Source organism: Neisseria sp. N95_16 (assembly GCF_002551535.2).
GTDB lineage: Bacteria > Pseudomonadota > Gammaproteobacteria > Burkholderiales > Neisseriaceae > Neisseria > Neisseria brasiliensis.
In genome coordinates this window covers 13,203-35,657 of the sequence record NZ_PDBT02000005.1, presented here as the reverse complement: position 1 = coordinate 35,657, position 22,455 = coordinate 13,203, and the positions used below count along the sequence as shown (strand labels likewise).

Annotated in this window: 21 protein-coding genes and 1 other RNA gene; 12 read left to right on the top strand and 10 right to left on the bottom strand. The window is 47.9% G+C overall.

All coding sequences use genetic code 11. From position 1 onward, the window contains the following. The first annotated feature begins 25 nt into the window (after positions 1-25). Positions 26-511 carry a hypothetical protein gene (locus CRG49_RS01630; RefSeq protein ID WP_095503165.1) on the top strand — a complete coding sequence of 162 codons (486 nt, stop codon included), beginning with the start codon at positions 26-28 and terminating at the stop codon, positions 509-511. Between the two features lie 51 nt (positions 512-562). On the opposite strand, the gene CRG49_RS01625 is transcribed toward CRG49_RS01630, so the two are convergent. The 3 genes from CRG49_RS01625 to nadE all read right to left on the bottom strand — a co-directional run bounded on the left by CRG49_RS01625 (position 563) and on the right by nadE (position 3,804). After that, entirely contained in the window at positions 563-2,467 is a 1,905-nt protein-coding gene (locus CRG49_RS01625; RefSeq protein WP_095503164.1) for an ATP-binding cassette domain-containing protein, read from the bottom strand. Between the two features lie 105 nt (positions 2,468-2,572). Continuing rightward, on the bottom strand, positions 2,573-2,950 hold the full coding sequence (locus CRG49_RS01620) for a VOC family protein (RefSeq protein ID WP_095503163.1): 378 nt from the start codon (positions 2,948-2,950) through the stop codon (positions 2,573-2,575). 62 nt (positions 2,951-3,012) lie between these two features. Continuing rightward, entirely contained in the window at positions 3,013-3,804 is a 792-nt protein-coding gene (nadE, locus tag CRG49_RS01615) for an NAD(+) synthase (RefSeq protein WP_095503162.1), read from the bottom strand. Between the two features lie 203 nt (positions 3,805-4,007). Here nadE and CRG49_RS01610 point away from each other — a divergent pair, with 203 nt between their 5' ends. Continuing rightward, positions 4,008-5,549: an OFA family MFS transporter gene (locus CRG49_RS01610; RefSeq protein WP_095503161.1), complete on the top strand. Its 1,542-nt coding sequence runs from the start codon at positions 4,008-4,010 to the stop codon at positions 5,547-5,549. A 119-nt stretch (positions 5,550-5,668) separates the two neighbouring features. Here the strand turns inward: CRG49_RS01610 and CRG49_RS01605 are convergent, their stop codons facing one another. Genes CRG49_RS01605 through CRG49_RS01595 form a run of 3 tightly spaced genes read right to left on the bottom strand, consistent with a single transcriptional unit; the run spans position 5,669 to position 8,664 of the window. Then, positions 5,669-6,547 (bottom strand): ABC transporter permease subunit, encoded by an 879-nt coding sequence (locus CRG49_RS01605; protein WP_095503160.1) that lies wholly within the window; start codon positions 6,545-6,547, stop codon positions 5,669-5,671. Continuing rightward, positions 6,547-7,524, bottom strand: coding sequence for an ABC transporter permease subunit (locus CRG49_RS01600; protein WP_095503159.1), 978 nt, complete (start codon positions 7,522-7,524; stop codon positions 6,547-6,549). Before CRG49_RS01600 ends, CRG49_RS01605 begins: the two co-directional genes overlap by 1 nt. A 15-nt stretch (positions 7,525-7,539) precedes the next feature. Beyond that, positions 7,540-8,664: an ABC transporter ATP-binding protein gene (locus CRG49_RS01595; RefSeq protein ID WP_095503158.1), complete on the bottom strand. Its 1,125-nt coding sequence runs from the start codon at positions 8,662-8,664 to the stop codon at positions 7,540-7,542. A 483-nt stretch (positions 8,665-9,147) separates the two neighbouring features. Here CRG49_RS01595 and CRG49_RS01590 point away from each other — a divergent pair, with 483 nt between their 5' ends. Then, the gene (locus CRG49_RS01590; RefSeq protein WP_095503157.1) at positions 9,148-9,942 is read left to right on the top strand and encodes a peptidase; all 795 of its coding nucleotides are present in this window, start codon (positions 9,148-9,150) and stop codon (positions 9,940-9,942) included. A 156-nt stretch (positions 9,943-10,098) separates the two neighbouring features. Continuing rightward, the gene (gene radC / locus CRG49_RS01585) at positions 10,099-10,776 is read left to right on the top strand and encodes a DNA repair protein RadC (RefSeq protein ID WP_095503156.1); all 678 of its coding nucleotides are present in this window, start codon (positions 10,099-10,101) and stop codon (positions 10,774-10,776) included. Between the two features lie 55 nt (positions 10,777-10,831). Here the strand turns inward: radC and CRG49_RS01580 are convergent, their stop codons facing one another. Then, the gene (locus tag CRG49_RS01580; protein ID WP_095503155.1) at positions 10,832-11,335 is read right to left on the bottom strand and encodes a DUF1841 family protein; all 504 of its coding nucleotides are present in this window, start codon (positions 11,333-11,335) and stop codon (positions 10,832-10,834) included. 205 nt (positions 11,336-11,540) lie between these two features. On the opposite strand from CRG49_RS01580, the gene ssrA reads away from it, so the two are divergent. Further along, positions 11,541-11,904, top strand: a transfer-messenger RNA (tmRNA) gene (ssrA, locus tag CRG49_RS01575). A gap of 428 nt (positions 11,905-12,332) precedes the next feature. Then, positions 12,333-14,045, top strand: coding sequence for a proline--tRNA ligase (locus tag CRG49_RS01570; RefSeq protein WP_095503154.1), 1,713 nt, complete (start codon positions 12,333-12,335; stop codon positions 14,043-14,045). A 327-nt stretch (positions 14,046-14,372) separates the two neighbouring features. Here the strand turns inward: CRG49_RS01570 and CRG49_RS01565 are convergent, their stop codons facing one another. Further along, the gene (locus CRG49_RS01565) at positions 14,373-15,848 is read right to left on the bottom strand and encodes a S41 family peptidase (protein WP_095503153.1); all 1,476 of its coding nucleotides are present in this window, start codon (positions 15,846-15,848) and stop codon (positions 14,373-14,375) included. A gap of 229 nt (positions 15,849-16,077) precedes the next feature. Then, entirely contained in the window at positions 16,078-17,928 is a 1,851-nt protein-coding gene (locus CRG49_RS01560; protein ID WP_095503152.1) for a murein hydrolase activator EnvC, read from the bottom strand. 157 nt (positions 17,929-18,085) lie between these two features. Between CRG49_RS01560 and CRG49_RS01555 the strand changes: the two genes are divergently transcribed. The 4 genes from CRG49_RS01555 (at position 18,086) to CRG49_RS01540 (ending at position 20,248) form a co-directional block, all read left to right on the top strand. Next, positions 18,086-18,646 (top strand): CreA family protein, encoded by a 561-nt coding sequence (locus CRG49_RS01555; protein ID WP_154143177.1) that lies wholly within the window; start codon positions 18,086-18,088, stop codon positions 18,644-18,646. Between the two features lie 12 nt (positions 18,647-18,658). After that, complete coding sequence (locus tag CRG49_RS01550) at positions 18,659-19,207, top strand: YqgE/AlgH family protein (protein ID WP_095503151.1); 549 nt, start codon at positions 18,659-18,661, stop codon at positions 19,205-19,207. Continuing rightward, entirely contained in the window at positions 19,200-19,667 is a 468-nt protein-coding gene (ruvX, locus tag CRG49_RS01545; protein ID WP_095503150.1) for a Holliday junction resolvase RuvX, read from the top strand. The genes CRG49_RS01550 and ruvX overlap by 8 nt, the downstream gene beginning before the upstream one ends. 158 nt (positions 19,668-19,825) lie before the next feature. After that, positions 19,826-20,248, top strand: a complete 423-nt coding sequence (locus CRG49_RS01540) for a YidB family protein (RefSeq protein WP_095503149.1) — start codon at positions 19,826-19,828, stop codon at positions 20,246-20,248. A 90-nt stretch (positions 20,249-20,338) separates the two neighbouring features. Here CRG49_RS01540 and CRG49_RS01535 read toward each other — a convergent pair whose 3' ends face one another. Beyond that, on the bottom strand, positions 20,339-20,923 hold the full coding sequence (locus CRG49_RS01535) for a YqaA family protein (RefSeq protein ID WP_095503148.1): 585 nt from the start codon (positions 20,921-20,923) through the stop codon (positions 20,339-20,341). A 190-nt stretch (positions 20,924-21,113) separates the two neighbouring features. Here CRG49_RS01535 and hda point away from each other — a divergent pair, with 190 nt between their 5' ends. Both hda and CRG49_RS01525 read left to right on the top strand, forming a co-directional pair. Further along, positions 21,114-21,782, top strand: coding sequence for a DnaA regulatory inactivator Hda (gene hda / locus CRG49_RS01530; RefSeq protein ID WP_095503147.1), 669 nt, complete (start codon positions 21,114-21,116; stop codon positions 21,780-21,782). Next, positions 21,779-22,447, top strand: a complete 669-nt coding sequence (locus tag CRG49_RS01525) for an HAD family phosphatase (RefSeq protein ID WP_095503146.1) — start codon at positions 21,779-21,781, stop codon at positions 22,445-22,447. Before hda ends, CRG49_RS01525 begins: the two co-directional genes overlap by 4 nt. Positions 22,448-22,455: the final 8 nt, after the last annotated feature.

The window sequence follows — 22,455 nt, the reverse complement described above, 5'->3', positions numbered from 1 at the left end:
ACTTGATTAAAAAGAAAGCAAAATAATGGGTGCATTAATCGGTATTGTGTTGAGTGTTTTTGCGTTTTGGGTCGGGTTTATTGTCTTATCTGCATTAATCATATGGATTTGGAGTTGGGATTGGAAAACCATTTTTCTCATCATCGGTTTGTTATTAGGCTTGATGCAAAAAGAAAAATATCATTCAGCAAAACCCTATAAAATCAAACCGCATATCAAATTAAAAGCTCAACCACGCTTATCCCAACCACAATTACTTACTTCGGTAGTTCAACCTATAGTCAGGTATGATATTTTAAGAATCATCAAAGCCTTTTTCTGGATAAGTTGCTGTTTATATTGGGCAGTGTGTATTGCAGCTTTTCTGGAAACACCGTTGCCACAAGACAATCAGGTGGCAGGATGGTTGGCTTGGCTGGTCATGTTTATCGTGGTTCCATTGGCTGTATATGGCTTATGTATCGGTTTATTTCATGGAATATGTTCTTTAAAAAAGCAGCCGAAAAATTAAAAAAATGCCGTCTGAAAAGTTTCAGACGGCATTTTGTTGGAAAGAGAAACCTTACTGCACACCATTTTGCTTGGCTTCCAAGCATTCCCACAATTCCAGCTTATCCAACAGCAGCATTTCTATTTCTTCCGCGCGCGCTTGTAATGCGCCGGCTTTTTCGTAGTCTTTGAAAATTTCCGGATCAGAAAGCTGGGTATTGAGCTCGGCCTGTTCGGCTTCTAGCGCGGCGATTTCATCGGGCAGGGCATCGAGTTCGCGCTGTTCTTTATAGGATAATTTCACTGTGCGGTTGGCTTTGGGCTTTTCTTTCACCGGCTCGGTTGCCGCTTTCGGGGTTGAGGCGGTCTGAAGGGTTTGCTCGCGCTTTTTGGCATCGAGATAGTCTTCATAGCCGCCGATGTATTCTTTCAGACGGCCGTTTCCTTCAAAAACAATGCTTTGCGTAATCACATTATCGAGGAACATACGGTCGTGGCTGACCAAAAACACCGTGCCTTGGTAATCGCGCAGCAGCTCTTCCAGCAATTCTTGTGTGTCGATGTCCAAGTCGTTGGTCGGCTCGTCCAGCACCAAGATATTGGCTGGTTTGGTGAATAATTTTGCTAGCAACAAGCGGTTGCGTTCGCCGCCGGAAAGTGAAGAAACCGGCGATTGCGCGCGCGCAGGGTGAAACAGGAAATCTTCCAAATAGCTCATGACATGGCGTTTTTTGCCACCGATTTCGACAAAATCATTGCCTTGGCCGAGCGTGTAGAACACGGTGTCGTTTTCGTTCAACGCGCTGCGGAATTGGTCGAAATAGGCCACTTCCTGTTTGGAGCCGATGCGGATGCGGCCGTAAGTTGGTTGCAATTCGCCCAAAATCAGTTTCAAAAACGTGGTTTTGCCGATACCGTTGGGGCCGATTAAGCCGATTTTGTCGCCGCGCTGAATGATTGCGGAGAATTTATCCATGATGGCTTTGTCGCCGTATTGAAAAGAGGCGTGTTCCAATTCGGCGATGATTTTGCCGCTTTTTTCACCGCTGTCGAGCTTGAAATTGACTTGGCCTTGCACATTGCGGCGCTCGGCACGTTGGCGGCGCAATTCTTCCAAACGGCGAACGCGGCCTTCGTTGCGTGTGCGGCGGGCTTCAATCCCTTTGCGAATCCACGCTTCTTCCTGCGCGTGAAATTTGTCGAACAAGCGGTTGTGTTCGGCTTCAACGGCCAATTCCTGCTCCTTTTTCCCGCTGTATTTGGAGAAGCTGCCCGGATAGGAGCGCAGCGTGCCGCGGTCGAGCTCAACAATGCGGGTGGCGACATTATCCAAAAAGCGGCGGTCGTGGGTAATCACCACTAAGCTGCCTTCAAAGTTTTTCAGCAGGTTTTCCAGCCAGATAATCGCGTCGATGTCCAAATGGTTGGTCGGCTCATCAAGCAGTAATACATCAGGCTTTTGCACCCATGCTTGCGCCAGGGCCACACGCTTTTTCTGGCCGCCGGAAAGATTGCCGATTTTTTCGTCTTCCGGCAAGCCCAATTCGCTGATGGTTTGTTTCACCGCCGCATCGAGTTTCCAGCCGTCTTGTGCTTCAATTTTTAGCTGCAATTCATTGAGTTCTTTTAATAAACTTTCATCGCTGCTGCTTTCCAGCTGATGACTGACTTGGTGATAACGGCTCAACAGCCCGCGCATTTCGCCCAAGCCTTCAGCCACGATGTCGAACACCGTTGCCGCGTTATTAAAAAACGATTCCTGCGGCACATAAACGATTTTCAGGTTGTTTTGCAGAATAATCTGGCCGTCGTCCAGCTTTTGCACGCCGGCAAGGATTTTTAAAAACGAAGATTTACCCGCACCGTTACGGCCGATTAAGCCGATTTTTTCGCCGCTGTCGAGCTGGAAAGCGGCTTTATCCAATAAAGCGACATGGCCGACGGCAAAAGAAGCGTTTTCAACTTGCAGAATATTCATAACGGTAGCGGTAGGTAAAGTAACAGAAAGGGCGTATTTTAACTGATTTTGCAGCGGTTTATAAGGTGACAGGCCGTCTGAAAGCAAAGTTTCAGACGGCCTAGTTTATTCCTGATAAAACTCAATCGGCAAACCATCGGGATCTTGGCAGAAGAAAAACGCTTTGCCAGTGTATTCATCGATGCGGATGTCTTCGCAGGCAATGCCTTTTTCGCTTAATTCATCGTGTTTGGCAGCGACATCATCCACGGCAAAAGCCAAATGGCGCAGGCCACAGGCTTCGGGGTAGCTTGGGCGTGGCGGTGGATTGGGGAAGGAAAAAAGCTCCAGCACATAATGCGAACCGATTCCCAAATCCAATTTATAAGAATCTCGCTCGGCGCGGTAGTGCTCAGCGAGAATGTTTAGGCCTAAAATCTCGGTATAGAAATGTTTGCTTCGCGCGTAATCTGCGCAAATTAAGGCGACGTGGCGTAGGCGCATGGTTGGATGGTTTTCTTTTTTAATCAGGCCGTCTGAAAAAGAAGTTTCAGACGGCCTTGAATTTATTTCATTAACTTAGGCGGAATGTTACAAACCGGAATCGGGTTGATTTTGTGCTGCATGGCTTTATGCAAGCGCGTATAGATTTCCAAAACTTCGCGCTCACGGCCGCTGAAATCTTCAGGTTGATGGGTATCGTAAACACTCATCGCCCATTCGAGCTCGGGATAGCTTGCGCCCATTTGCTCTTCATCGGTGCGCTCAGTATCCCACAAACCGTCAGTCGGCACGGCTTGTTGAATGGATTGGATGACATTCAGTTCTTTAGCTAATTCGTAAACTTGGGTTTTGGTTAAGTCGGCAATCGGGCTGATGTCCACGCCGCCATCGCCGTATTTGGTGAAAAAGCCCACGCCGAAATCTTCGATTTTGTTGCCGGTACCGGTCACGAGCAGGCCGTGCAGTTGGCCGTAGTAATAAAGTGTGACCATGCGCAGGCGGGATCGGGCATTGGCTAGCGCAAGTTGTTTGTTTGGAAACGCGCTTTCATCGACTTCAACGGTTTCGGCAAAAGTGTTAAATGTCGGGGTTAAGTCCACGCTCATGGCGGTGACGTTGGTGTAGCGTTGCTGCAAGTTTTCCATGTGTTCGCGTGCACGGTTGACTTGCTCGGCTTTTTGGCGAATCGGCATTTCAATCAGCAACACGTTCAGACCGGTTTCGGCGGCCAGCGTGGACACAACGGCAGAATCAATGCCGCCGGATACGCCTACTACAAAGCCTTTGGCGCGTGCGCTTTCGGCATAATTTTTCAACCAATCGACAATATGGCGGACAACAGCTTGGGTTTGCATAAATCAGCTCCTGATAGCGGGAAGTAAGATGATAATGCTATTTGAGGCCGTCTGAAAGTAAATCAGGCAATTTTGTGGGGATTTTTGTTAAAAATAGTTATTTTGTGGCATAGAGAAAAGGTTGAAAACTGATATAATTGTCGACAATTTTCCCGATTTATGGGTAAAATCAATCAGTTAATCCATTATCATTTGAGGTTGCCATGAAATTTCTAGACCGTGAGGCTACCATAGCCAAGCCGGGTTTCAATCGATGGCTGGTGCCGCCTGCGGCATTGGCCGTGCATTTGGCCATCGGCCAGATTTATGCGTATTCTGTGTTTAATGCGCCGCTGACGAAAGTAATCGGGATCACCGAATCGACGGCGGGCGATTGGAAGCTGACCACGGTCGGCTGGATTTTTAGCATTGCCTTAGCAGTATTGGGCGCATCGGCGGCGATGTTTGGTACATGGATGGAGCGTGTCGGCCCGAGAAAAGCGATGTTTGTGGCGGCCTGTTGTTTCAGCTTGGGTTTTTTGGTGTCGGCCATTGGCGTCAGCACCCACAATTTGGCTTTGCTGTATTTAGGCAATGGCGTGATTGGTGGCATTGGCTTGGGGTTGGGCTATATCGGACCGGTTTCGACTTTGATGAAATGGTTCCCCGATAAACCGGGTATGGCCACGGGTTTGGCGATTATGGGTTTCGGCGGCGGCGCGATGGTGGCATCACCTTTGTCGGTGTGGCTGATGGGGTTGTTCAGCAGCGATACTTCCGTAGGCGTGGCGCAGACGTTTGTGGTGTTGGCTTTTATTTATTTTGCTTTGATGATGTTTGGTGCGTTTACCATTCGCGTGCCAGCGGCGGATTGGAAGCCGGAAGGCTATGTTGCACCGAAAGTGAGCAATAAACTGGTCAGCAGCAATCATGTCAACGTCAACCAAGCGATGAAAACGCCGCAATTTTGGCTGCTGTTTTGGGTGTTGTGCCTGAATATTACCGCCGGTATCGGTGTATTGGGGCAGGCGGCGGTGATGATTCAGGAATTGTTTTCTGAAGCTTCAGTAGGCAAGCAGGCGGCGATTAGTGTGGGGGCGGCGGCAGGTTTTGTAAGCTTGTTGAGCTTGTTTAATATGGGCGGACGTTTTTTCTGGTCGAGTATTTCCGATAAAATCGGCCGCAAAAATGTGTACACCATTTTCTTCGTGCTCGGTTCGCTGCTGTATGTTGCCGTGCCGTCGATTGGCGCCAGTGGCAACAAAACCTTATTTGTGATTTGCTTTTGCGTGATTATGTCGATGTATGGCGGCGGTTTTGCGGCGATTCCGGCTTATTTGAAAGACTTATTCGGCACTTACCAAGTGGGTGCGATTCACGGCCGGATTTTACTGGCTTGGTCAACGGCCGCGGTGATTGGTCCGGTATTGGTCAATTATATCCGCCAAAGTCAAATCGACAGCGGCATTCCGGCGGCGCAGGCGTATAGCGTGACCATGTATATTATGGCCGGTTTGCTGTTGGTGGGTTTGCTGTGTAATTTATGCGTGAAAGCCGTGCATGAAAAACACCATGAAATCGATATTCACAAAGCCGCTGCCAGCAGTAATCCTGATGATGAAACCGCAATTTCCGATGCTTATCTGCTGCAAGAAAACATTAAGCGCGGTGGTTTTTCAGTATGGTGGCGCTGGGCATTGGTGGGGATTCCGTTGTTTTACGGCATCGTGATGGTGTTCGTGAAATCATTGGATTTGTTCCGTTAGTTTAATGAGAGGCCGTCTGAAATGTTTCAGACGGCCTCTGTTTGTTTGGGACGTACTTAATACACCTAATAAAAAGAGCCACTATAAAAGTGGCTCTTTTTCTGCATCATGCAGCTGATTTATTGAATAGCTGCTTTTTCTTGACGGTAAGCTTCGGCAGCTTCACGATCACGCTTGGTGGCTTGGCGCATCATCCAATAGTTGCCAAGGATAACCAGCGTACCGATCACAGCAATAAAGATGGTTGCCAATACGTTCATCTGCGGATCTAAGCCCAGTTTGATTTTGGAGAAAATCACTTGCGGTAAGGTTGAAGAACCAGGGCCCGACAAGAACGATGTAATCACCAAGTCATCCAGCGACAAGGTAATGCCCAGCAGGAAGCCGGAAGCAATCGCAGGCGCAATCAGTGGCAGGGTAATCACGAAGAAGATTTTCAGTGGGCGTGCACCTAAGTCCATGGCCGCTTCTTCCAGTGATTGATCCAATTCAATCAAACGCGAGCGAATCACCACGGTGATGTAGGCCATACATAAGGTGGTGTGACCCAAGAAAATGGTGAAAAAACCACGGTCGAAGTAGAGCGCTTGCAGCCATTCGCTGTTTTGCAGGAACATCTGCACCTGAATAATCAGCAGCAACATCGACAAACCGGTAATCACATCCGGCATCACCATCGGCGCGGAAACCATGCCGGCAAACAAGGTGTTGCCGCGGAAACGCTTAATGCGCGCCATGGCATAGCCGGCCAGTGTGCCGAGTACCACCGCGGCCAATGATGAAACCACAGCAATACGCAGCGACAACCAAGCAGCTTCCAAGATGGTGCTGTTTTGCATCAGGGCTGCGTACCATTTGGTGGAGAAGCCGCCCCAAACCGTTACCAGTTTGGATTCATTGAATGAGTAAATCACTAACACAAACAGCGGGATATACAAAAACGCCAATGAAATAAACAGCATCAGCTTTAAGAACCAAGATAATTTTTGTTTATGCATTATTTCGATCCTTCTTCAATTTGACGGTTGTCGTAATGCTGATACAGCGCAATTGGAATCACCAGCAGAATCACCATCACCACGGCAACGGCAGAAGCCAGCGGCCAGTTGTTTTGGTCAAAGAATGCCTGCCATAATACTTTACCGATCATCAGGTTTTCTGAGCCGCCAACCAATTCCGGAATCACAAATTCACCAACTGCCGGTACGAATACCAGCATAGAGCCTGCAATGATGCCGGTTTTCGACAACGGCAGGGTAATGGTGAAGAATGATTTAATCGGTCCGGCGCCCAAATCGGAAGCGGCTTCCAGTAAGCGGCCGTCGAGTTTCACCAATTGCGTGTACAAAGGCAGAATCATAAACGGCAAATAGGCGTAAACCATCACCAGATTTAAGGAGAACGCGTTGTAGAACAAATCCAGCGGCTGACTGATGATGCCGTTTTTCATCAAGAAGTTGTTGATGATGCCGTTGTGTCCCAATAAGCCCATCCATGCGTAAACACGCAGCAAGAATGATGTCCAAAACGGCAACATAATCGCCAGCAGCAAGCCGTTACGAATCGACGGATTAGCGCGGGAAATGGCATAGGCCGTAGGATAGCCGATAAGCAGACAGATGATGGTTGTCGTCAGCGCGGTTTTAATCGAAGACCAATAAGTCAGCAGATAAATGTTTTCGCCGTTGCTGTTGCTGAACGGATTAAGCAATTGACCCAACGTCGCCCAGAAATTCTGGAAAATATCCGCATAGTTTTGGAAACTGAGCAGAATATTCAGACGGCGGAAATCTTCATCGTAAGTAGTGAGCGGTGTAAACGGCGGAATCGCAATTTCCTGCTCGGCGAAGCTGATTTTCAGCACGATCGCAAACGGAATCAGAAACAGCACCAGCAGCCACAAATACGGGATGCCAATCACCATGCGCTGCCCCGGCTTGCGGAACAGCTTTTTCTTTAATTGGGTTAAATTCATCGCGGTATTCCTTGTTTATCGGAACAACGGAGTAGGTTGGTTTTCAGGCCAGCTTACGTAAACGGTTTCATCCCAAGTCGGTGGGGTAATATTGCGCACATACCAGTAAGGCGCCGGTACTTGGCTCTTAATTACGCGGCCGTTTGGCAATTGGATATGGTAGATGGCAAAGCTGCCCAAGTAGGCGATTTCTTTAACCGTGCCTTGCGCCCAGTTGTAATTGCCCAAATGCTCAGGTTTGTCTTTGTATACATCGATGTCTTCCGGACGAATGCTCACCCACAAATCTTGCTCGGCAGGCCCCCCCAAACCGTGGTCAATACGCACATGGTTTTCCAAGCCTTCGCATTGGATAATCGCGTAATCGGCATGGTCTTCCACCACAACGCCTTCGAAAATATTGGTTTCACCGATAAATTCAGCGGTAAAGCGGCTATTTGGGTAATCGTACACATCGCTTGGGGTGCCGACTTGCTGCAATTGGCCGTCAGACATAATGGCCACGCGCGTTGCCATGGTCATGGCTTCTTCTTGGTCGTGTGTCACCATGATGCAGGTTACGCCCACTTGCTCAAGCGTGTTCACCAATTCCAATTGGGTCTGTTGGCGCAGTTTTTTATCAAGTGCGCCCAATGGTTCGTCAAGCAACAAAATTTTCGGGCGCTTGGCCAAGCTGCGTGCCAAGGCGATACGCTGCTGTTGACCGCCGGACATTTGATGCGGTTTACGTTTGGCAAATTTGGTCATCTGCACCAAGCGCAGCATTTCTTCCACGCGCGCATCAATTTCGCCTTTGGGCATTTTGTCCTGCTTCAGACCGAAGGCGATGTTTTGCTCGACTGTCATGTGCGGGAATAGGGCATAGCTTTGGAACATCATGTTAATCGGGCGGTCATACGGCGCCAGCTTGGTAATATCTTGGCCATCCAGAATAATTTTGCCCTGATTCGGGATTTCCATGCCCGCCAGCATACGCAGCAGCGTGGATTTACCACTGCCCGAGCTGCCCAAAAGGGCGAAGATTTCGTGTTGATAGATATCCAAGTCGATGTTATCGACAGCGTAATTGTCACCAAACTTTTTCACCAAACCTTGGATTTGCAAATAAGGTTTGGCAGAAGACGCAGTGGTTGCGGTCATAATGGCAATACTCCAAAAATTGAAACGAGTACCGGCAAAACGGATTTTCGATGGGTGATAAAAAGCTGTTTGATTGCTGGAGGGCGTTTTCAGACGGCATAAAAAAAGGCCGTCTGAAAACGCTTGCAAAGCGCACGGGCAGCGGGAAAAGGGGAACAACGTTCCCAAAATTAAATAAACTGGCTGACTCGCAGACTATTTAATTTTGAAGACGTGAAAAGATGTTAAGTGAACTCGATATTATATTAGCCTAAGTGGGTTGGGGGCAATATTAAATTTTTGTTAATGGCTTATTTAAATAGATTTGCCGTGATTTAGTGGCAAAAAAGGGATAAGGTGGAAAATTGATTGATTTAAGCCGATGATGTTTTCAGATGGCCTAGAATGCCGTCTGAAAGCAAAATAGTGACAAGCATATATTTAGCCTGAATTTTTCGCTAAGATAAGCATAAGCAGATTGTATGGCAGCATGGGAGGAAAGAGATGGAACTCAAAAAATTAGTCAAAATCAGCAACATCATCGGCCTGATTTCGATATTGTTGTTGATGTATTGGGTGTTTGCATTTGTGTTGATTGAAGTGTTTGGGCTGAAAGTTTTCCGTGAACATATGACCGGCATGTTCGGCTTGAGCATTTTGGGTATTTTGGCTTTGATGGCCGGCGCATTGATGTTGAATATCATGGCTAATTTAACGCGCATTGCCGAGCGTGGGCAGGAAGTGGCCGTTGCCAGCAGTAAGAAACTGATTTATGGCGTATTGCTGGTGTTTCCTGTGTTGGCGGCAATTTTATTCGGCGGAAATTACCAGACCATTCAGCAAAAGCATCAGTTGTTAGAACATTCTGCGCAAAGCCTGATTCAAGATAATCAGCAACAAGTGGCATGGCTTGCGGATTATCGTTTTGCGCCCGAACAGTTTCAGACGGCCAAAGAGATTTTGACCCTGCTGAACAAACAAGACAGCTCGTTTACTCAGGTTTCCTTGATTGTGCCTGATCAGATTAATGGCAAAGCGGTGTTGCTGAACTTAAGTCTGGATAAAATGGCTTATTTGGGTGACAAAACTCAATTGGCCGGTAAAAGTGATTTTCTTTATGCCACCGATTTGGCCGAGCGCGAATATTTAAACACTGCCTTTCAACAACAAGCCAATACGCCGCGTTTTGATTATGCAAATGGACATTATGTTTTGCTTTACCCTTATCAAAAAGACGGTGAAACCGTGGGCGTGCTGCGTTTGAGTGATTATCAGGCTTATGGCAAATTAGGCAGTTAAAACGTATCCATGCCGTCTGAAACTAATTTCAGACGGCATTGTTGTATGCAGCAAACGCATTCGCCATGATTTCTATATTTTGAATAAAGAAAGATTGGATACTGTCTTAAATTAATATACTATAAAACTATAATAAAAGTAATTATTAAGGTTTGTATGAGTATTAAAGAATGGCCGGAAGGGGAAAGGCCGCGTGAAAAATTATTGGCGCGTGGTGCTTCAGCATTGAGCGATGCAGAATTACTGGCGATTTTGCTCAGAGTAGGCACACGCGGCATGAGCGCAGTGGATTTGGCGCGCTATCTGCTGCAACAGTTTGGTAGCTTGGGCAAGCTGATGAATGCGGATGCGCGTGCATTGGCGGCACATAAAGGCATGGGCTTGGCCAGCTTTACCCAGTTTGCTGTGGTTAAAGAAATCGGGCGGCGGATTTTAAGCGAAGAGTTGCAGCAAAACATGACGCTCGATAATCCGCAGGCTGCCGGTGATTATTTGCGGCTCAACTTAGGGCACGAAAAAGTCGAAGTCAGCTTGGCTTTGTTGCTTAACCGTCAAAACCAACTGATTGCCGTGCGTGAATTGTCGCGCGGCACGGTGGCGGAAAACACGGTTTATATCCGAGAGATCGTCAAACTGGCGCTTGAAGAATACGCCGATAGCTTGATTCTCGCCCACAATCACCCGGGCGGACATGCGAGGCCGTCTGAAGCGGATATTCAGTTTACCAAGAGATTGGCGCAGGCGTTGAATTTGGTGGATATTTCGTTGTTGGATCATTTTGTAGTGACAGCACAGGAGGCTTATTCCATGCGGCAGGCGGGGTTGATGGGCTAACATGAAACAAGGCCGTCTGAAAGCCAATCAACTTTCAGACGGCCTCATCATTCTGTTACTCACGCTCACTGATTTTATCGGACAAACCCACGTCATGCGGATTCAACCGCGCGTGCTCTTCCTGCCCCAAGCCGACTAGTTTACGCAAACGTGTCATATAGGCATTCACATCCAAACCGCGACCATAGCGCTGCGCTTCCCACAAGGTTTCCGCCAGCGCGTCCATCATCTCATGCTCGGCGCGAATCCAGTCATCATGATAACGCGCGCACAATTGCGCATGTATCGCCCGAATGCCCGGCGGCTGGTCGATGGCCGCTTGTTCCTGCAAAGACAAATGCAGCGACATATGTAAAAAAGGATTGCTTTCCCCATCTTCCGGCAGCCAGTTTTTATCTAAATAATTGTCGATGTCAGCCAAATAATGTTCATATTCCGGATGCGCTTCAATGATGCGCAAAGCCTTTTGTTGCAAGCCATCTAGTTGCAGCGGCGTGAAGCGGTGTTGCCAAACATAGGCAAAGAAACGGCGCACATCGTGTGTGTTAACATCATACATAGTGGTTATCCTGTTCAGACGGCCTTGCGTTATTGCTATTTGAAACAAATATATCAATAGGCCGTCTGAAAATTAAGTAGGTGTTGCGAAATAATCGAGAGAGTGTAGCCCTTTTTTATCCGGCTTGCCATAAACAATCGTTTCAGACGGCCTGATAAAGATTGGCAAAACCGCATACACTGCGTATAATAACACTTTCCTATCTGGGGGCGATCTTGGTTTCGACGGGGGTTGCGAAGCAGATGCGGGCATACCGGGGTCTCAGATTCCCGTAAAACACTGAATCTAAATAGTCGCAAACGACGAAACTTACGCTTTAGCCGCTTAAGGCTAGCCGTTGCAGCAGTTGGCCGATGGGCTGTGTAGGGTCAAACCTACGGCAACGTCATTTTACATTGGCTGGTTTTCCGTCGGGTTACTTGGCGGAAAATAAGATTTAAGGTAACTGGTTTCCCAAGAGCCTGTCTGTCGGCGCAAGGGGAGCAAGATTTTAAGTAGGCAAGACTAAGTATGTAGAACGCTTTGTAGAGGACTTTCGGACGGGGGTTCAATTCCCCCCGCCTCCACCAGATTCTCTAAACGCCATGTTGCTAAACATGGCGTTTTTTATTTTGTATTAGCTGAGAAAAAATCTTGACAAACGCATGTATATGATTGCAATTTGACAGTCATTCGAATGACAAAAGCTTATATTGCAGAAGCGTGAAAATCTATACACAAACTCTGTGGATAACCTTGTGGGTAAACTTTGCATAAACAAAAAAACGTTTTAGCGACAATCATGCTGTTAAATTGCTTAAAAATTAATCAATTTAAATTCAATAAAATCAATAGGTTATGTATTTTTGATATTTCGAGCCGTCTGAAAATAAAATTTCTAAGTAAAACAAAGCGCTGTAAAGGTGTGTACAAATTTTCGTTGACAGCTGAAAAATTATTAAATTTTTGCCAATCGCGTTACAATAGCCGTTTATTTTGAACACTCGAACCAGACATCATGAAAGCCAGTCAATTTTTTATCTCTACTTTAAAAGAAGCACCTGCGGAAGCTTCGCTTGCCAGCCATCAATTAATGCTGCGTGCCGGTTTGATTAAATCGGTGGCGTCGGGTTTGTATACTTGGATGCCGATGGGCTTACGCGTGTTGCGTAAGGTGGAAAACGTGGTGCGCGAGGAAATGAATCGTGCCGGCAGTGTGGAATTGCTGATGCCGGTGGTGCAGCCTGCTGAATTGTGGCAGGAATCTGGCCGCTGGGAGTTTTACGGTAAGGAATTGCTGCGCTTGAAAGACCGTAAAGATGCTGATTTCTGTATGGGGCCGACTTGTGAAGAAGTGATTACGGATATTGTGCGCAAGGAAATCAGCAGCTATAAGCAATTGCCAAAGAATTTTTACCATATCCAAACCAAATTCCGTGATGAAATCCGCCCGCGTTTCGGTGTGATGCGCGCGCGTGAGTTTGTGATGAAAGATGCGTATTCGTTCCATGCGGATTTTGAGTCTTTGCAGGCCACTTATCAGGATATGTATGACGCTTATTGCCGCGTGTTCAACCGTTTGGGCTTGGATTTCCGGCCTGTTGCAGCGGATACGGGCAGTATTGGCGGTACCGGTTCGCATGAATTCCAAGTGTTGGCTGACAGCGGTGAAGACGTGATTGCCTATAGCGATGCGTCTGATTACGCGGCCAATATTGAATTGGCGCCGACGCTGCCTTTGAGCGGTGAGCGTGCGGCAGCGCAAGCGACATTGGATAAGGTTCATACGCCGAATGTGAAAACGATTGCGGCGTTGGTGGAATTTTTAAATATTCCGATTGAGCAAACGCTGAAATCGATCGTGGTTGAAGGCGAGGAAGAGGGCGAAATCGTGTTGCTGCTGTTGCGCGGCGATCATGAGTTTAACGACATTAAAGCGGAAAAATTGGCCGGTGTGAAATCGCCTTTGAGCATGGCGGCTCCGGAAGCGATTTTGGCGCAATTTGGTGCCAATGGTGGTTCGCTGGGGCCGGTTGGCTTTAAGGGCAAGATTTATGCCGATTTCGCCACTGAAAAAGGTGCGGATTGGGTGATTGGCGCCAATGAAGACGACTACCACTATACCGGCTTTAACTTCGGCCGCGATTCGGCAGAGCCTGAATTTGTTGATTTGCGTAATGTGGTGGAGGGCGATGCCAGCCCGGATGGACAAGGCCGTCTGAAACTGGCGCGCGGCATTGAAGTGGGACATGTGTTCCAATTGCGCGATAAATATTCTAAAGCCTTGAATGCCGCTTTCTTGGACAACAACGGTAAATCGCAAATCATGGAAATGGGTTGCTACGGCATCGGTGTGACGCGTGTGGTGGCAGCAGCCATTGAGCAAAACCATGACGAACGCGGCATCATTTGGACACCAGCCATGGCGCCATTTGAAGTGGTGATTGTGCCGATGAACTACAAAAAATCTGAAGCGGTGCGTGAAGCGGCTGACCGCATTTATGCCGAACTGCAAGCGCAGGGTGTGGATGTGTTGCTGGACGATCGTGATGAGCGCGCCGGTGTGTTGCTGAACGATTCTGAATTGTTGGGCATTCCGCATCGTATCGTGATTGGCGACCGTGGTTTGAAAGAAGGCAATGTAGAATATGCGCAACGCCGTGATACCGAATCGCAAAGCATTGCGTCTGGTGATGTGGTGGCGCAAGTTGTAGCGGCGCTGAAAGCTTAAGTATTTATTGTGTTTATAGTCAAAAAGGCCGTCTGAAAAGAATAATTTCAGATGGCCTTTGGCTTTTGCAAAACTCATTAATTTTTAGAAATCTTTAAACCGTCATTCCCGCGCAGGCGGGAATCCAGATCTATCGGCTTTAGGAATGTTTAACTATTTTAGTAATTTGACGCACTGGATTCCCGCCTGCGCGGGAATGACAAGTATAAGTTTTCTCGCTTCAAATTGAGTTTTGCAAAGGTCTCGGCCTTTATTTAATGATGAAAGATAGCAAAAAACAGGGCAGAAAACATTCTGCCCTGTTTGGTTTTAAATGTGGATTAAGGATTATTCCTTATCTTCTTTTTTATCGTCTTTTTTCGGTGCTGGTTTTTTCGCTGCCAAACCTAAGGATTTTTGCCATTCGGTCGGGTTTTTCACCAAATCCAAAGCTTTGCGTAATTGGTCGTCTTTAGCCGGATTCGGTGTCCGGCGGGCGATGATGTCTTCTTCTTTTTCCTTGTCGGTTTTCGGTTTGGCTTCTTGCTTCAAGGCTTCTTCAACCGTTTCAGGGATTTCGTTGCTGCTGTTGACATCGGCGCCGCCCAACGGATTGCCGATATGGCCGATTAAGTCGGCTTCGCGGCTTTCATAGGCGCGGTCTTTGTCTTTCACTTCCACATCCGGCACAATGCCTTGCGCTTGAATCGAGCGGTCATTTGGCGTGTAGTACAAGGCAGTTGTCAATTTAACCGCGCTGCCGTTGGACAACGGAATCACGGTTTGCACTGAGCCTTTGCCGAAGCTTTGTGTGCCAACGACTACGGCGCGTTTGTGGTCTTGCAGCGCACCGGCCACAATTTCCGAAGCAGAAGCAGAGCCTGAGTTAATCAATACCGTCATCGGAATGGTTTTCAGCTCGGCAGGTAAACCATCAAGCGGGTCTTTGCCGCTGGATAAGATGTAATCTTCAGGCGTGGCTTTTAATACCATACCGGCTTTGCCGTCGCGGCCTTTGGTGCTGACCACATTCACATCATTCGGCAGGAAAGCAGCCGATACGCCGACTGCACCGTTAAGCAGGCCGCCGGGGTCGTCACGCAGGTCTAAAATTAAGCCTTTTAATGGCGCACCGTTTTGCTTGGTTAAATCTTTTGCAGCATCATTCACGCCCGCGATGGTGCGCTCTTGGAACTGGGTCACGCGGATGTAGCCGTAGCCCGGTTCTAGCAGGTGATGGCGTACGCTTTTCACTTTGATGATGGCGCGGGTCAGATTCACCACAATTGGTTTGTCGGCATTTTTACGCGACAGGGTCAGGGTGATTTTGGTGCCCGGTTTGCCGCGCATTTTTTTCACCGCTTCGCTTACGGTCAGGCCACGGGTTGAAGTATTGTCGATTTTGACAATGAAGTCGCCACTTTTTACGCCGGCACGCTCGGCCGGTGTGTCTTCAATCGGGGCAACTACTTTGATGAAGCCGTCTTCTTGGCCGATTTCCATGCCTAAGCCGCCAAATTCGCCGCTGGTGTTTTCTTTCAGGTCGGAATAGCCTTTTTTATCCATGTATTCCGAATGTGGGTCAAGGCCGGCAACCATGCCTTTCATCGCGCCTTCGAATAATTCTTCATCGGATTTGTCTTGGTAATAATTGGCCTTGATTTGGCCGTAAACTTCAGCCATGGTGCGGATGGATTTCACCGGCAAAGATTCGTCTTTAGCGCTTTTTTCGGCGGCAATGCTTTGAACGCTGAGGCTGAGTGCCACGCCGCTGAATGCGCCTAAGGTGTAAAGTGCAACTTTTTTCAAAGTAGATTTCGACATTATTGTTAACTTTCTTTGTGTGCTTTGTGAGACCGTCTGAAAAATTAGGCTATTTTCAGACGGCCTAAGTCATCGTTCGTGAAACTTTAGGCGATTTGACCCGATGAAACAACCGTTTTAGAGTAAAAAAATGCTAGCAACTGTTTGCTTGGCGGCAAATTCGTCATGTTAATCACCATTCATGAATGTTCAGTATGCTTTGAATCTGCATATAAAGGCCGTCTGAACATCAATTAATCCAAGAGAGCGGATTCATGTTTTGGCCGTTGTAGCGGATTTCCAAATACAGGCCTTCTTCGCCACTTGGCAGGGTGCCGCTGGTACCGATTTTATGGCCTTGGCTGACGCTGTATCCTTTCACCACACCGATTTCGCTCAAGCCTGAATACACGCTGACGTATTTGTCGCCATGATCGACCACGACCACATTGCCGTAGCCTTCTAGTTCGCTGGCATATACCACATTACCGGCGGCAATGCTGTTCACCGCAGCAGGTGGCGTGGTGTAGAACACGCCTTTCCACATTTCGCCGCTTTCACGCTGATGACCAAACAAGCCTGAGAGCATACCATTGACCGGTTTTTTCAGACGGCCTTGCATGCGGCTGAAGCTATTTGGATTGCTGATGGTCACAAAGCTGCCGGATTTCGGTGCTTGCAGCTTCATGTCTTCATCGGTGAGATTTGACATGGCGGCACGCTCTTTCGCGGCTTGCTCTTCTTTCGCTTTGGCGGCTTGGCGTGCTTTTTCGGCAGCGGCCAAACGCGCTTCCGCTGCTTTTTTACGCGCTTCGGCCTCTTTTTTGCGCTGCTCGGCTTTTTGTTTGTCCAAATCTTTAATCAGATTGTTCAAACGCTGCTCGTTGTCTTTTTGGGTAACTGATTTTTTGGCGTCTTTGGCCATCGCGGCATTTTGGCGGCGGCTTTCGACTTGCTCAGGAGTATTTTTTGCGCCTTGTTTTTTCAACGCCGCTTGCGCATTGGCCTGCAGGCGTTTCAGACGGCTTAATTCATTGTTGATTTTGGTTTCTTGTGCGGCCAATTCTTTTTGCTGCTTGGCCAAATCCGCCATCACTTTTTCGTTAGAAGCATTGATGTAGCGGGTGTAACGCAGGAAACGTGTTTTCTGGCCCGGTTCGGCATTTTTCAAGAATAGGGCAACGGCATTCGGTTGACTGTTTTTATAATTGCCTGAAACAAAACGCGAAATCTGTGCGCGGGTGTTGCCCACTTCGGCTTTGAGACGGGTTAAATCTTTATCCAATTGTTGCAATTTGTTCCATGCATCGCGCTGTTGGCGGTTGATGTTGGATAAGCTGTTGCGGGTTTGTTGCAGCTTTTTCAAATCAGCATTCACGCGCACCAAGAAATCGGCCGTGCGTTTGTTCAAAGCTTGCTTGGCGTTCAAATCATTAGTGGCGGCGCTGACGGCGGAGCGTAATTCGTCGCTGTCTTTGCTTGGTGCGGCAGCGGATTTTTTATCATTGGCCGCATTGGCTTTAGCGACTGGTTTGGCTGTTTCTTTTTTATCAGCTGCTTTTTTTACCGGCTCTTTTTTAGCAGATTCTTTTTTAGCCGTTTCTTGCTTGGCAGGCTGCTTGGCCGCTTCTTTTTTATTGTCTTTTTTTGCTGCCGTTTCAGGTTTGGCGGCGGCTTTTTTGTTGGTTTGCTTGCTGTTGCTTTCTTTTTCTTTGGCTGATTCTTTAGTGTTTTTCGCGGCAGCTTTTTTCACTGGCTGTTCTTTGCTTTGGGCAGCTGCTTTTTTATTGTCTGCTCCTTTGGCGTTGCTTTTTTTGTTGTCGACTTTATCGTCTTTTTTGGCAACAGCTTTGGCTTTTTCGGTTGGTTTGTTGTCTGCTTTTTCTTTGGTTTTGGCTGATGCGGTTTTGCCGCTGTCTTTTTTGTCTTTGGCAGCGGTTTTTTTATCGTTGGCTTTGGCCGCTTCTTTTGGGGCGGTTGCTTTTTTGGTTTGGGTATTTTTCTTCGCGGCAGCGGCTTTTTCTTTGGCCGAATCGTTGGCTGAGAATGAAGGAGCGGCGAAACAGAGCAATAAGGCGAGTAAAAGAGGTGTGTAACGCATAATGTATTTTCTTAAAGTCATTAAAAGCGACAAAGCCCGATTATACTGATTGTCAGGCCGTCTGAAAATCTTATTTAAACGCGTTTCACAAATGCTTGCAATCTTATTAAACGGTCTTATATAGTATCCGTAAATTTTATGGATGAAAAAAGTAGCGATGTTGAAAAAATTAACGTTGGCCGCGATTACAGCGGCATTGTTGGCGGCTTGCGGTGGCAGCGATTCGGATAAAATCGGTAAGGCCAGTACGGTGTTTCACATGCTGGGTAAAAACGACCGCATTGAAGTGGAAGCGTTTGACGACCCTGATGTGCAGGGTGTGGCGTGTTATATTTCCTATGCCAAAAAAGGTGGCTTGAAAGAAACCGTGAATTTGGAAGAAGACGCCAGCGATGCTTCGGTGTCGTGTGTACAGTCTGCCAATATCATCCGCTACAATGAAGCAGCAGTTACCAAGCCGAAGCAGGTTTTCAAGCGCAGTGCCAGCGTAGCTTTTAAGAGCCAGCAGATTATCCGTTATTACGACCCGAAGCGTAAGGCTTTCGCCTATTTGGTGTACAGCGATAAAATTGTGCAAGGTTCACCGAAAAATTCTTTGAGCGCGATTTCCTGCTTCGATGGGCAGCGCGTAGATGAAAAAGAAATCACCGGTTTGGCCAATAAAGAAGTGCATGGTGCGTGTATTGTTGAAGTGGCGGCACCGGCGCAACCTAAATAATCAAGAGAGCATATGAATTTAGCAAACTATTTTTTGGTGGCCATGCCCAATATGGATGACCCGTTTTTCCAAGACAGTGTAATTTATCTTTGTGAACATGACGAAGAAGGAGCATTGGGCATCATCATCAATAAGCCGTCGCCGATTACGATGGACATGATTTTTGCCGTGAGCGACCGCAATATCCCGTTGCGCATGCAGCATGAAAGCGTGATGATGGGCGGACCGGTGCAGGTTGACCGCGGCTATGTGGTGCATACGCCTTTGGGCAATTGGCAAAGCACGCTGGCGGTAACCGATAACGTGGCGCTGACCTCTTCGCGCGACATTATCGAAAATTTATCCGAGCCCGGTGCGGTGGATAAGGCTTTGGTGAGCATTGGTTATTCAAGCTGGGGCAAAGGGCAGTTGGAACGCGAATTGGCCGATAATGTGTGGCTGACCGTGCCTGCCGATGAGCATATTTTGTTTGACGTGCCGTATGAACACCGCTATGCGGCTGTGTTTGAAAAGCTCGGCATTCAGCCTGACCGTTTGGTTACAGGGGCAGGGCATGCATAAAGCACCCAAAGGCACGACGCTGGCGTTTGATTTTGGCGAAGCACGCATAGGTGTGGCGCAGGGCGATGCCGAATTGGGCATGAGCCATCCGCTGGCAACCGTCACCGGCAATAGCAACGATGCCAAGTTTGAAGCCATTGCCAAGCTGGTGAAAGAATGGCAGCCGCGTCAATTGGTGGTTGGCCTGCCCACGCATACCGACGGCACCGAGCACGACTTAACGCGCTTGAGCCGCAAGTTTGGCCGCCGTTTGCAGGGGCGGTTTAATCTACCGGTGTATTGGGTGGATGAACGCATGTCGTCGCTGTATGCCGAAAGTTTGTTGGCTGAAGCGCAGGTGTTTGGCCGCAAACAGAAATCGGTGTTGGATCAAGTGGCGGCGCAAGCCATTTTGCAGGGCTTTTTTGAAGGCGGTGCGGCGGAATATTTTAATGGTCGGGAAGCGGAAGACAGTAAATAAAAAGGCTTTTGATTGAGGCCGTCTGAAATAAACCGATTGTGCTGTGCAACATCTTTTCAGAAGGCCTGCGTATATTTGCGTTAAGAAAACAGGTAAACGCGCCAATGTTTGCTACACTCAAGTCGTTTTACAACAACACATCATTTAAAGGATACATCATGGCTTTAATGGATACTTTGTTGAACGTGGCAACCCAAGCCCTGAACAACAATAACAACGGCACCAGCCAAAACCCGCTGATCGATATGGCGATGGATTTGGTGCAACAGCAAGGCGGCGTGGGCAACTTGATTAACCAATTGCAACAAGGTGGCTTAGGTGATGCATTGGGTAGCTGGGTTTCTACTTCTCAAGACAATGCGCCGGTTTCAGGCAATGAATTGCAAAGCGCCTTGGGCAGCGATGTGATTGGCCAAGTGGCACAAAAATTCGGTATGGACGGCCAGCAAGCCAGCGATTTGTTGGCGCAAGTGTTGCCAAACTTGGTAGACAGCGCCACGCCAAACGGTAATCCGCAAGAAGCCGACGGTTTCGGCTTGGACGACATTGCGTCATTGGTGTTGAAAAACTTCATCAAATAAGCGCTGAAATAAAAAACCTTGGATAAATTTTATCCAAGGTTTTTTAATCGTTTAAAGGCCGTCTGAATATTCAGACGGCCTTTAGATAGATTAATGGGTAAAGCTATACACCGCATAACCGATTACAGCCAAGGCTACCGTGCCCCAGCCCAGCATTTCAATGTAGTGGCGGATTTTATCTGCATATTTTTCACCACCCCAAGCGGATAATCTGGCCACCAAGAAGAAGCGGGCAAAGCGGGAAATGGCGGCGGATAATACAAACGGCAAAAATGCCATGTTCATCACGCCGGCGCAAATGGTGAAGACTTTAAACGGAATTGGCGAGAAACCTGCCAAAAACACTACCACCACGCCCCACGTTTCAAACCAAAGCTGCGCCTGATCGAATTTGGCCTGCAAGCCCCAACTTTGAATATAGCCCGACACCCAATCAAAGGCAAAATAGCCGACGGCATAACCAATCATGCCGCCCAAAACTGATGCCAGCGTGGTATATACTGCAAAGCGCAAGGCTTTTTTCGGCTCCGCCATCGACATCGGAATCAACATCACATCCGGCGGCACAGGGAAGAAAATGGCTTCGATAAAGCTGACAAAACTCAACCAAAACGGCGCAAAACGGTGTTTTGACCATTGCAGCGTTTTGTCGTAAACGGTTTCAAAAATTTTCATTAAAGGGCTTTCAAACAAGAAAAACGGCGGCCATGCACAAAGCCTCCGTCAAAATCAGCGAGCATTTTAAACCAAATGCAGGCTTAGACAAGAAAATTTTGCTTAAGTTTGCAGGCCGTCTGAAACCTTGATACAAGCGGCCAAAACAACGTAAAATAACTCCGATTCCCATACAGGCCAAAATATTTCCGTGAACCAGCTTATTTTCGATTTTGCCGCACACGATTACCCCAGCTTCGATAAATTTCTCGGCACCGAAAATGCCGAGCTGGTGTACGTTTTGCGGCATAAACATGGCCAGTTTATCTATGTTTGGGGTGAGCAGGGCGCAGGCAAAAGCCATTTGCTGCAAGCATGGATTGCCCAAGCCTTGGAAGCCGGTAAAAATGCCGTGTACATCGATGCTGCCGTTCACCCCTTAACTGAAAAAGCCTTTGATGCCGACTATTTGGCCATCGACCAAGTTGAGCGGCTGAATAATGAAGAACAAGCCCTGCTGTTTGCCATTTTCAACCGCTTTCGCAACAGCGGCAAAGGCTTTCTACTGCTTGGTTCCGAATACACCCCGCAACAATTGGTGATTCGTGAAGATTTACGTACCCGCATGGCTTATTGCTTGGTTTACGAAGTGAAACCCTTAACCGACCAAGAAAAAATCGATGCTCTCGCCAGCATGGCCGCCGCGCGACAAGTCACCATCGACACCGAAATCTTCGAATACCTCTTAAACCATTGGCGGCGCGACATGGACAGTCTCGTGCAAATGCTCGACACGCTCGACCATTACGCCGTGATGATGGGCAAACGCATCACCTTACCGCTTTTGCGCCAACTTTTAAAACAACAGGAAACAGAATGAAAAACCTCGCCATCTTCGACCTCGACAACACCTTAATCAACACCGATTCCGACCACACATGGCCGCAATACCTGATGAAAAAAGGCTTGGTCGATGTCGAATACACCGAAGCGCAAAACGAAAAATTCTACCAAGATTACCGCAACGGCTGCTTGAATATCGATGAATTTCTCAAATTCCATCTTGCTCCGTTGAAAGAATACAGCATGGAACAATTGGCTGAAATGCATCGCGAATTTATGACCGAATTCATCATCCCGAACATCACGCCGATGCAGCGTATGCTGGTGGACAGCCACAAAAATGCCGGCGACGAATTATTGGTGATTTCGTCCACCAACGAGTTCATCATTACCCCGATTTGTCACGCATTCGGCATTGAAAACGTCATCGGCACCCAGCTTGAAATCGGTTCAGACGGCCGCTATACCGGCAATTATCACGGCACACCGAGCCTGAAAGAAGGCAAAATTACCCGCTTGAGCGAATGGCTGGCCGCGCGTGGCGAAACCTTAGACAGCTACGACAAAGTGTATTTCTACAGCGATTCCAAAAACGACTTACCATTGCTGCGCCATGTGAACGAGCCGGTGGCGGTGAATCCGGATGCCGAATTGCTGGCCGAAGCGCAAGAAAAAGGCTGGCCGGTGTTGAATTTTAAATAAAGGCCGTC

Excerpts from the sequence above, each read along its gene's own strand:
- CRG49_RS01630 (WP_095503165.1), top strand. The coding sequence starts at position 26 with ATGGGTGCATTAATCGGTATTGTGTTGAGTGTTTTTGCGTTTTGGGTC.
- CRG49_RS01625 (WP_095503164.1), bottom strand. The coding sequence starts at position 2,467 with ATGAATATTCTGCAAGTTGAAAACGCTTCTTTTGCCGTCGGCCATGTC.
- CRG49_RS01620 (WP_095503163.1), bottom strand. The coding sequence starts at position 2,950 with ATGCGCCTACGCCACGTCGCCTTAATTTGCGCAGATTACGCGCGAAGC.
- nadE (WP_095503162.1), bottom strand. The coding sequence starts at position 3,804 with ATGCAAACCCAAGCTGTTGTCCGCCATATTGTCGATTGGTTGAAAAAT.
- CRG49_RS01610 (WP_095503161.1), top strand. The coding sequence starts at position 4,008 with ATGAAATTTCTAGACCGTGAGGCTACCATAGCCAAGCCGGGTTTCAAT.
- CRG49_RS01605 (WP_095503160.1), bottom strand. The coding sequence starts at position 6,547 with ATGCATAAACAAAAATTATCTTGGTTCTTAAAGCTGATGCTGTTTATT.
- CRG49_RS01600 (WP_095503159.1), bottom strand. The coding sequence starts at position 7,524 with ATGAATTTAACCCAATTAAAGAAAAAGCTGTTCCGCAAGCCGGGGCAG.
- CRG49_RS01595 (WP_095503158.1), bottom strand. The coding sequence starts at position 8,664 with ATGACCGCAACCACTGCGTCTTCTGCCAAACCTTATTTGCAAATCCAA.
- CRG49_RS01590 (WP_095503157.1), top strand. The coding sequence starts at position 9,148 with ATGGAACTCAAAAAATTAGTCAAAATCAGCAACATCATCGGCCTGATT.
- radC (WP_095503156.1), top strand. The coding sequence starts at position 10,099 with ATGAGTATTAAAGAATGGCCGGAAGGGGAAAGGCCGCGTGAAAAATTA.
- CRG49_RS01580 (WP_095503155.1), bottom strand. The coding sequence starts at position 11,335 with ATGTATGATGTTAACACACACGATGTGCGCCGTTTCTTTGCCTATGTT.
- CRG49_RS01570 (WP_095503154.1), top strand. The coding sequence starts at position 12,333 with ATGAAAGCCAGTCAATTTTTTATCTCTACTTTAAAAGAAGCACCTGCG.
- CRG49_RS01565 (WP_095503153.1), bottom strand. The coding sequence starts at position 15,848 with ATGTCGAAATCTACTTTGAAAAAAGTTGCACTTTACACCTTAGGCGCA.
- CRG49_RS01560 (WP_095503152.1), bottom strand. The coding sequence starts at position 17,928 with ATGCGTTACACACCTCTTTTACTCGCCTTATTGCTCTGTTTCGCCGCT.
- CRG49_RS01555 (WP_154143177.1), top strand. The coding sequence starts at position 18,086 with ATGTTGAAAAAATTAACGTTGGCCGCGATTACAGCGGCATTGTTGGCG.
- CRG49_RS01550 (WP_095503151.1), top strand. The coding sequence starts at position 18,659 with ATGAATTTAGCAAACTATTTTTTGGTGGCCATGCCCAATATGGATGAC.
- ruvX (WP_095503150.1), top strand. The coding sequence starts at position 19,200 with ATGCATAAAGCACCCAAAGGCACGACGCTGGCGTTTGATTTTGGCGAA.
- CRG49_RS01540 (WP_095503149.1), top strand. The coding sequence starts at position 19,826 with ATGGCTTTAATGGATACTTTGTTGAACGTGGCAACCCAAGCCCTGAAC.
- CRG49_RS01535 (WP_095503148.1), bottom strand. The coding sequence starts at position 20,923 with ATGAAAATTTTTGAAACCGTTTACGACAAAACGCTGCAATGGTCAAAA.
- CRG49_RS01525 (WP_095503146.1), top strand. The coding sequence starts at position 21,779 with ATGAAAAACCTCGCCATCTTCGACCTCGACAACACCTTAATCAACACC.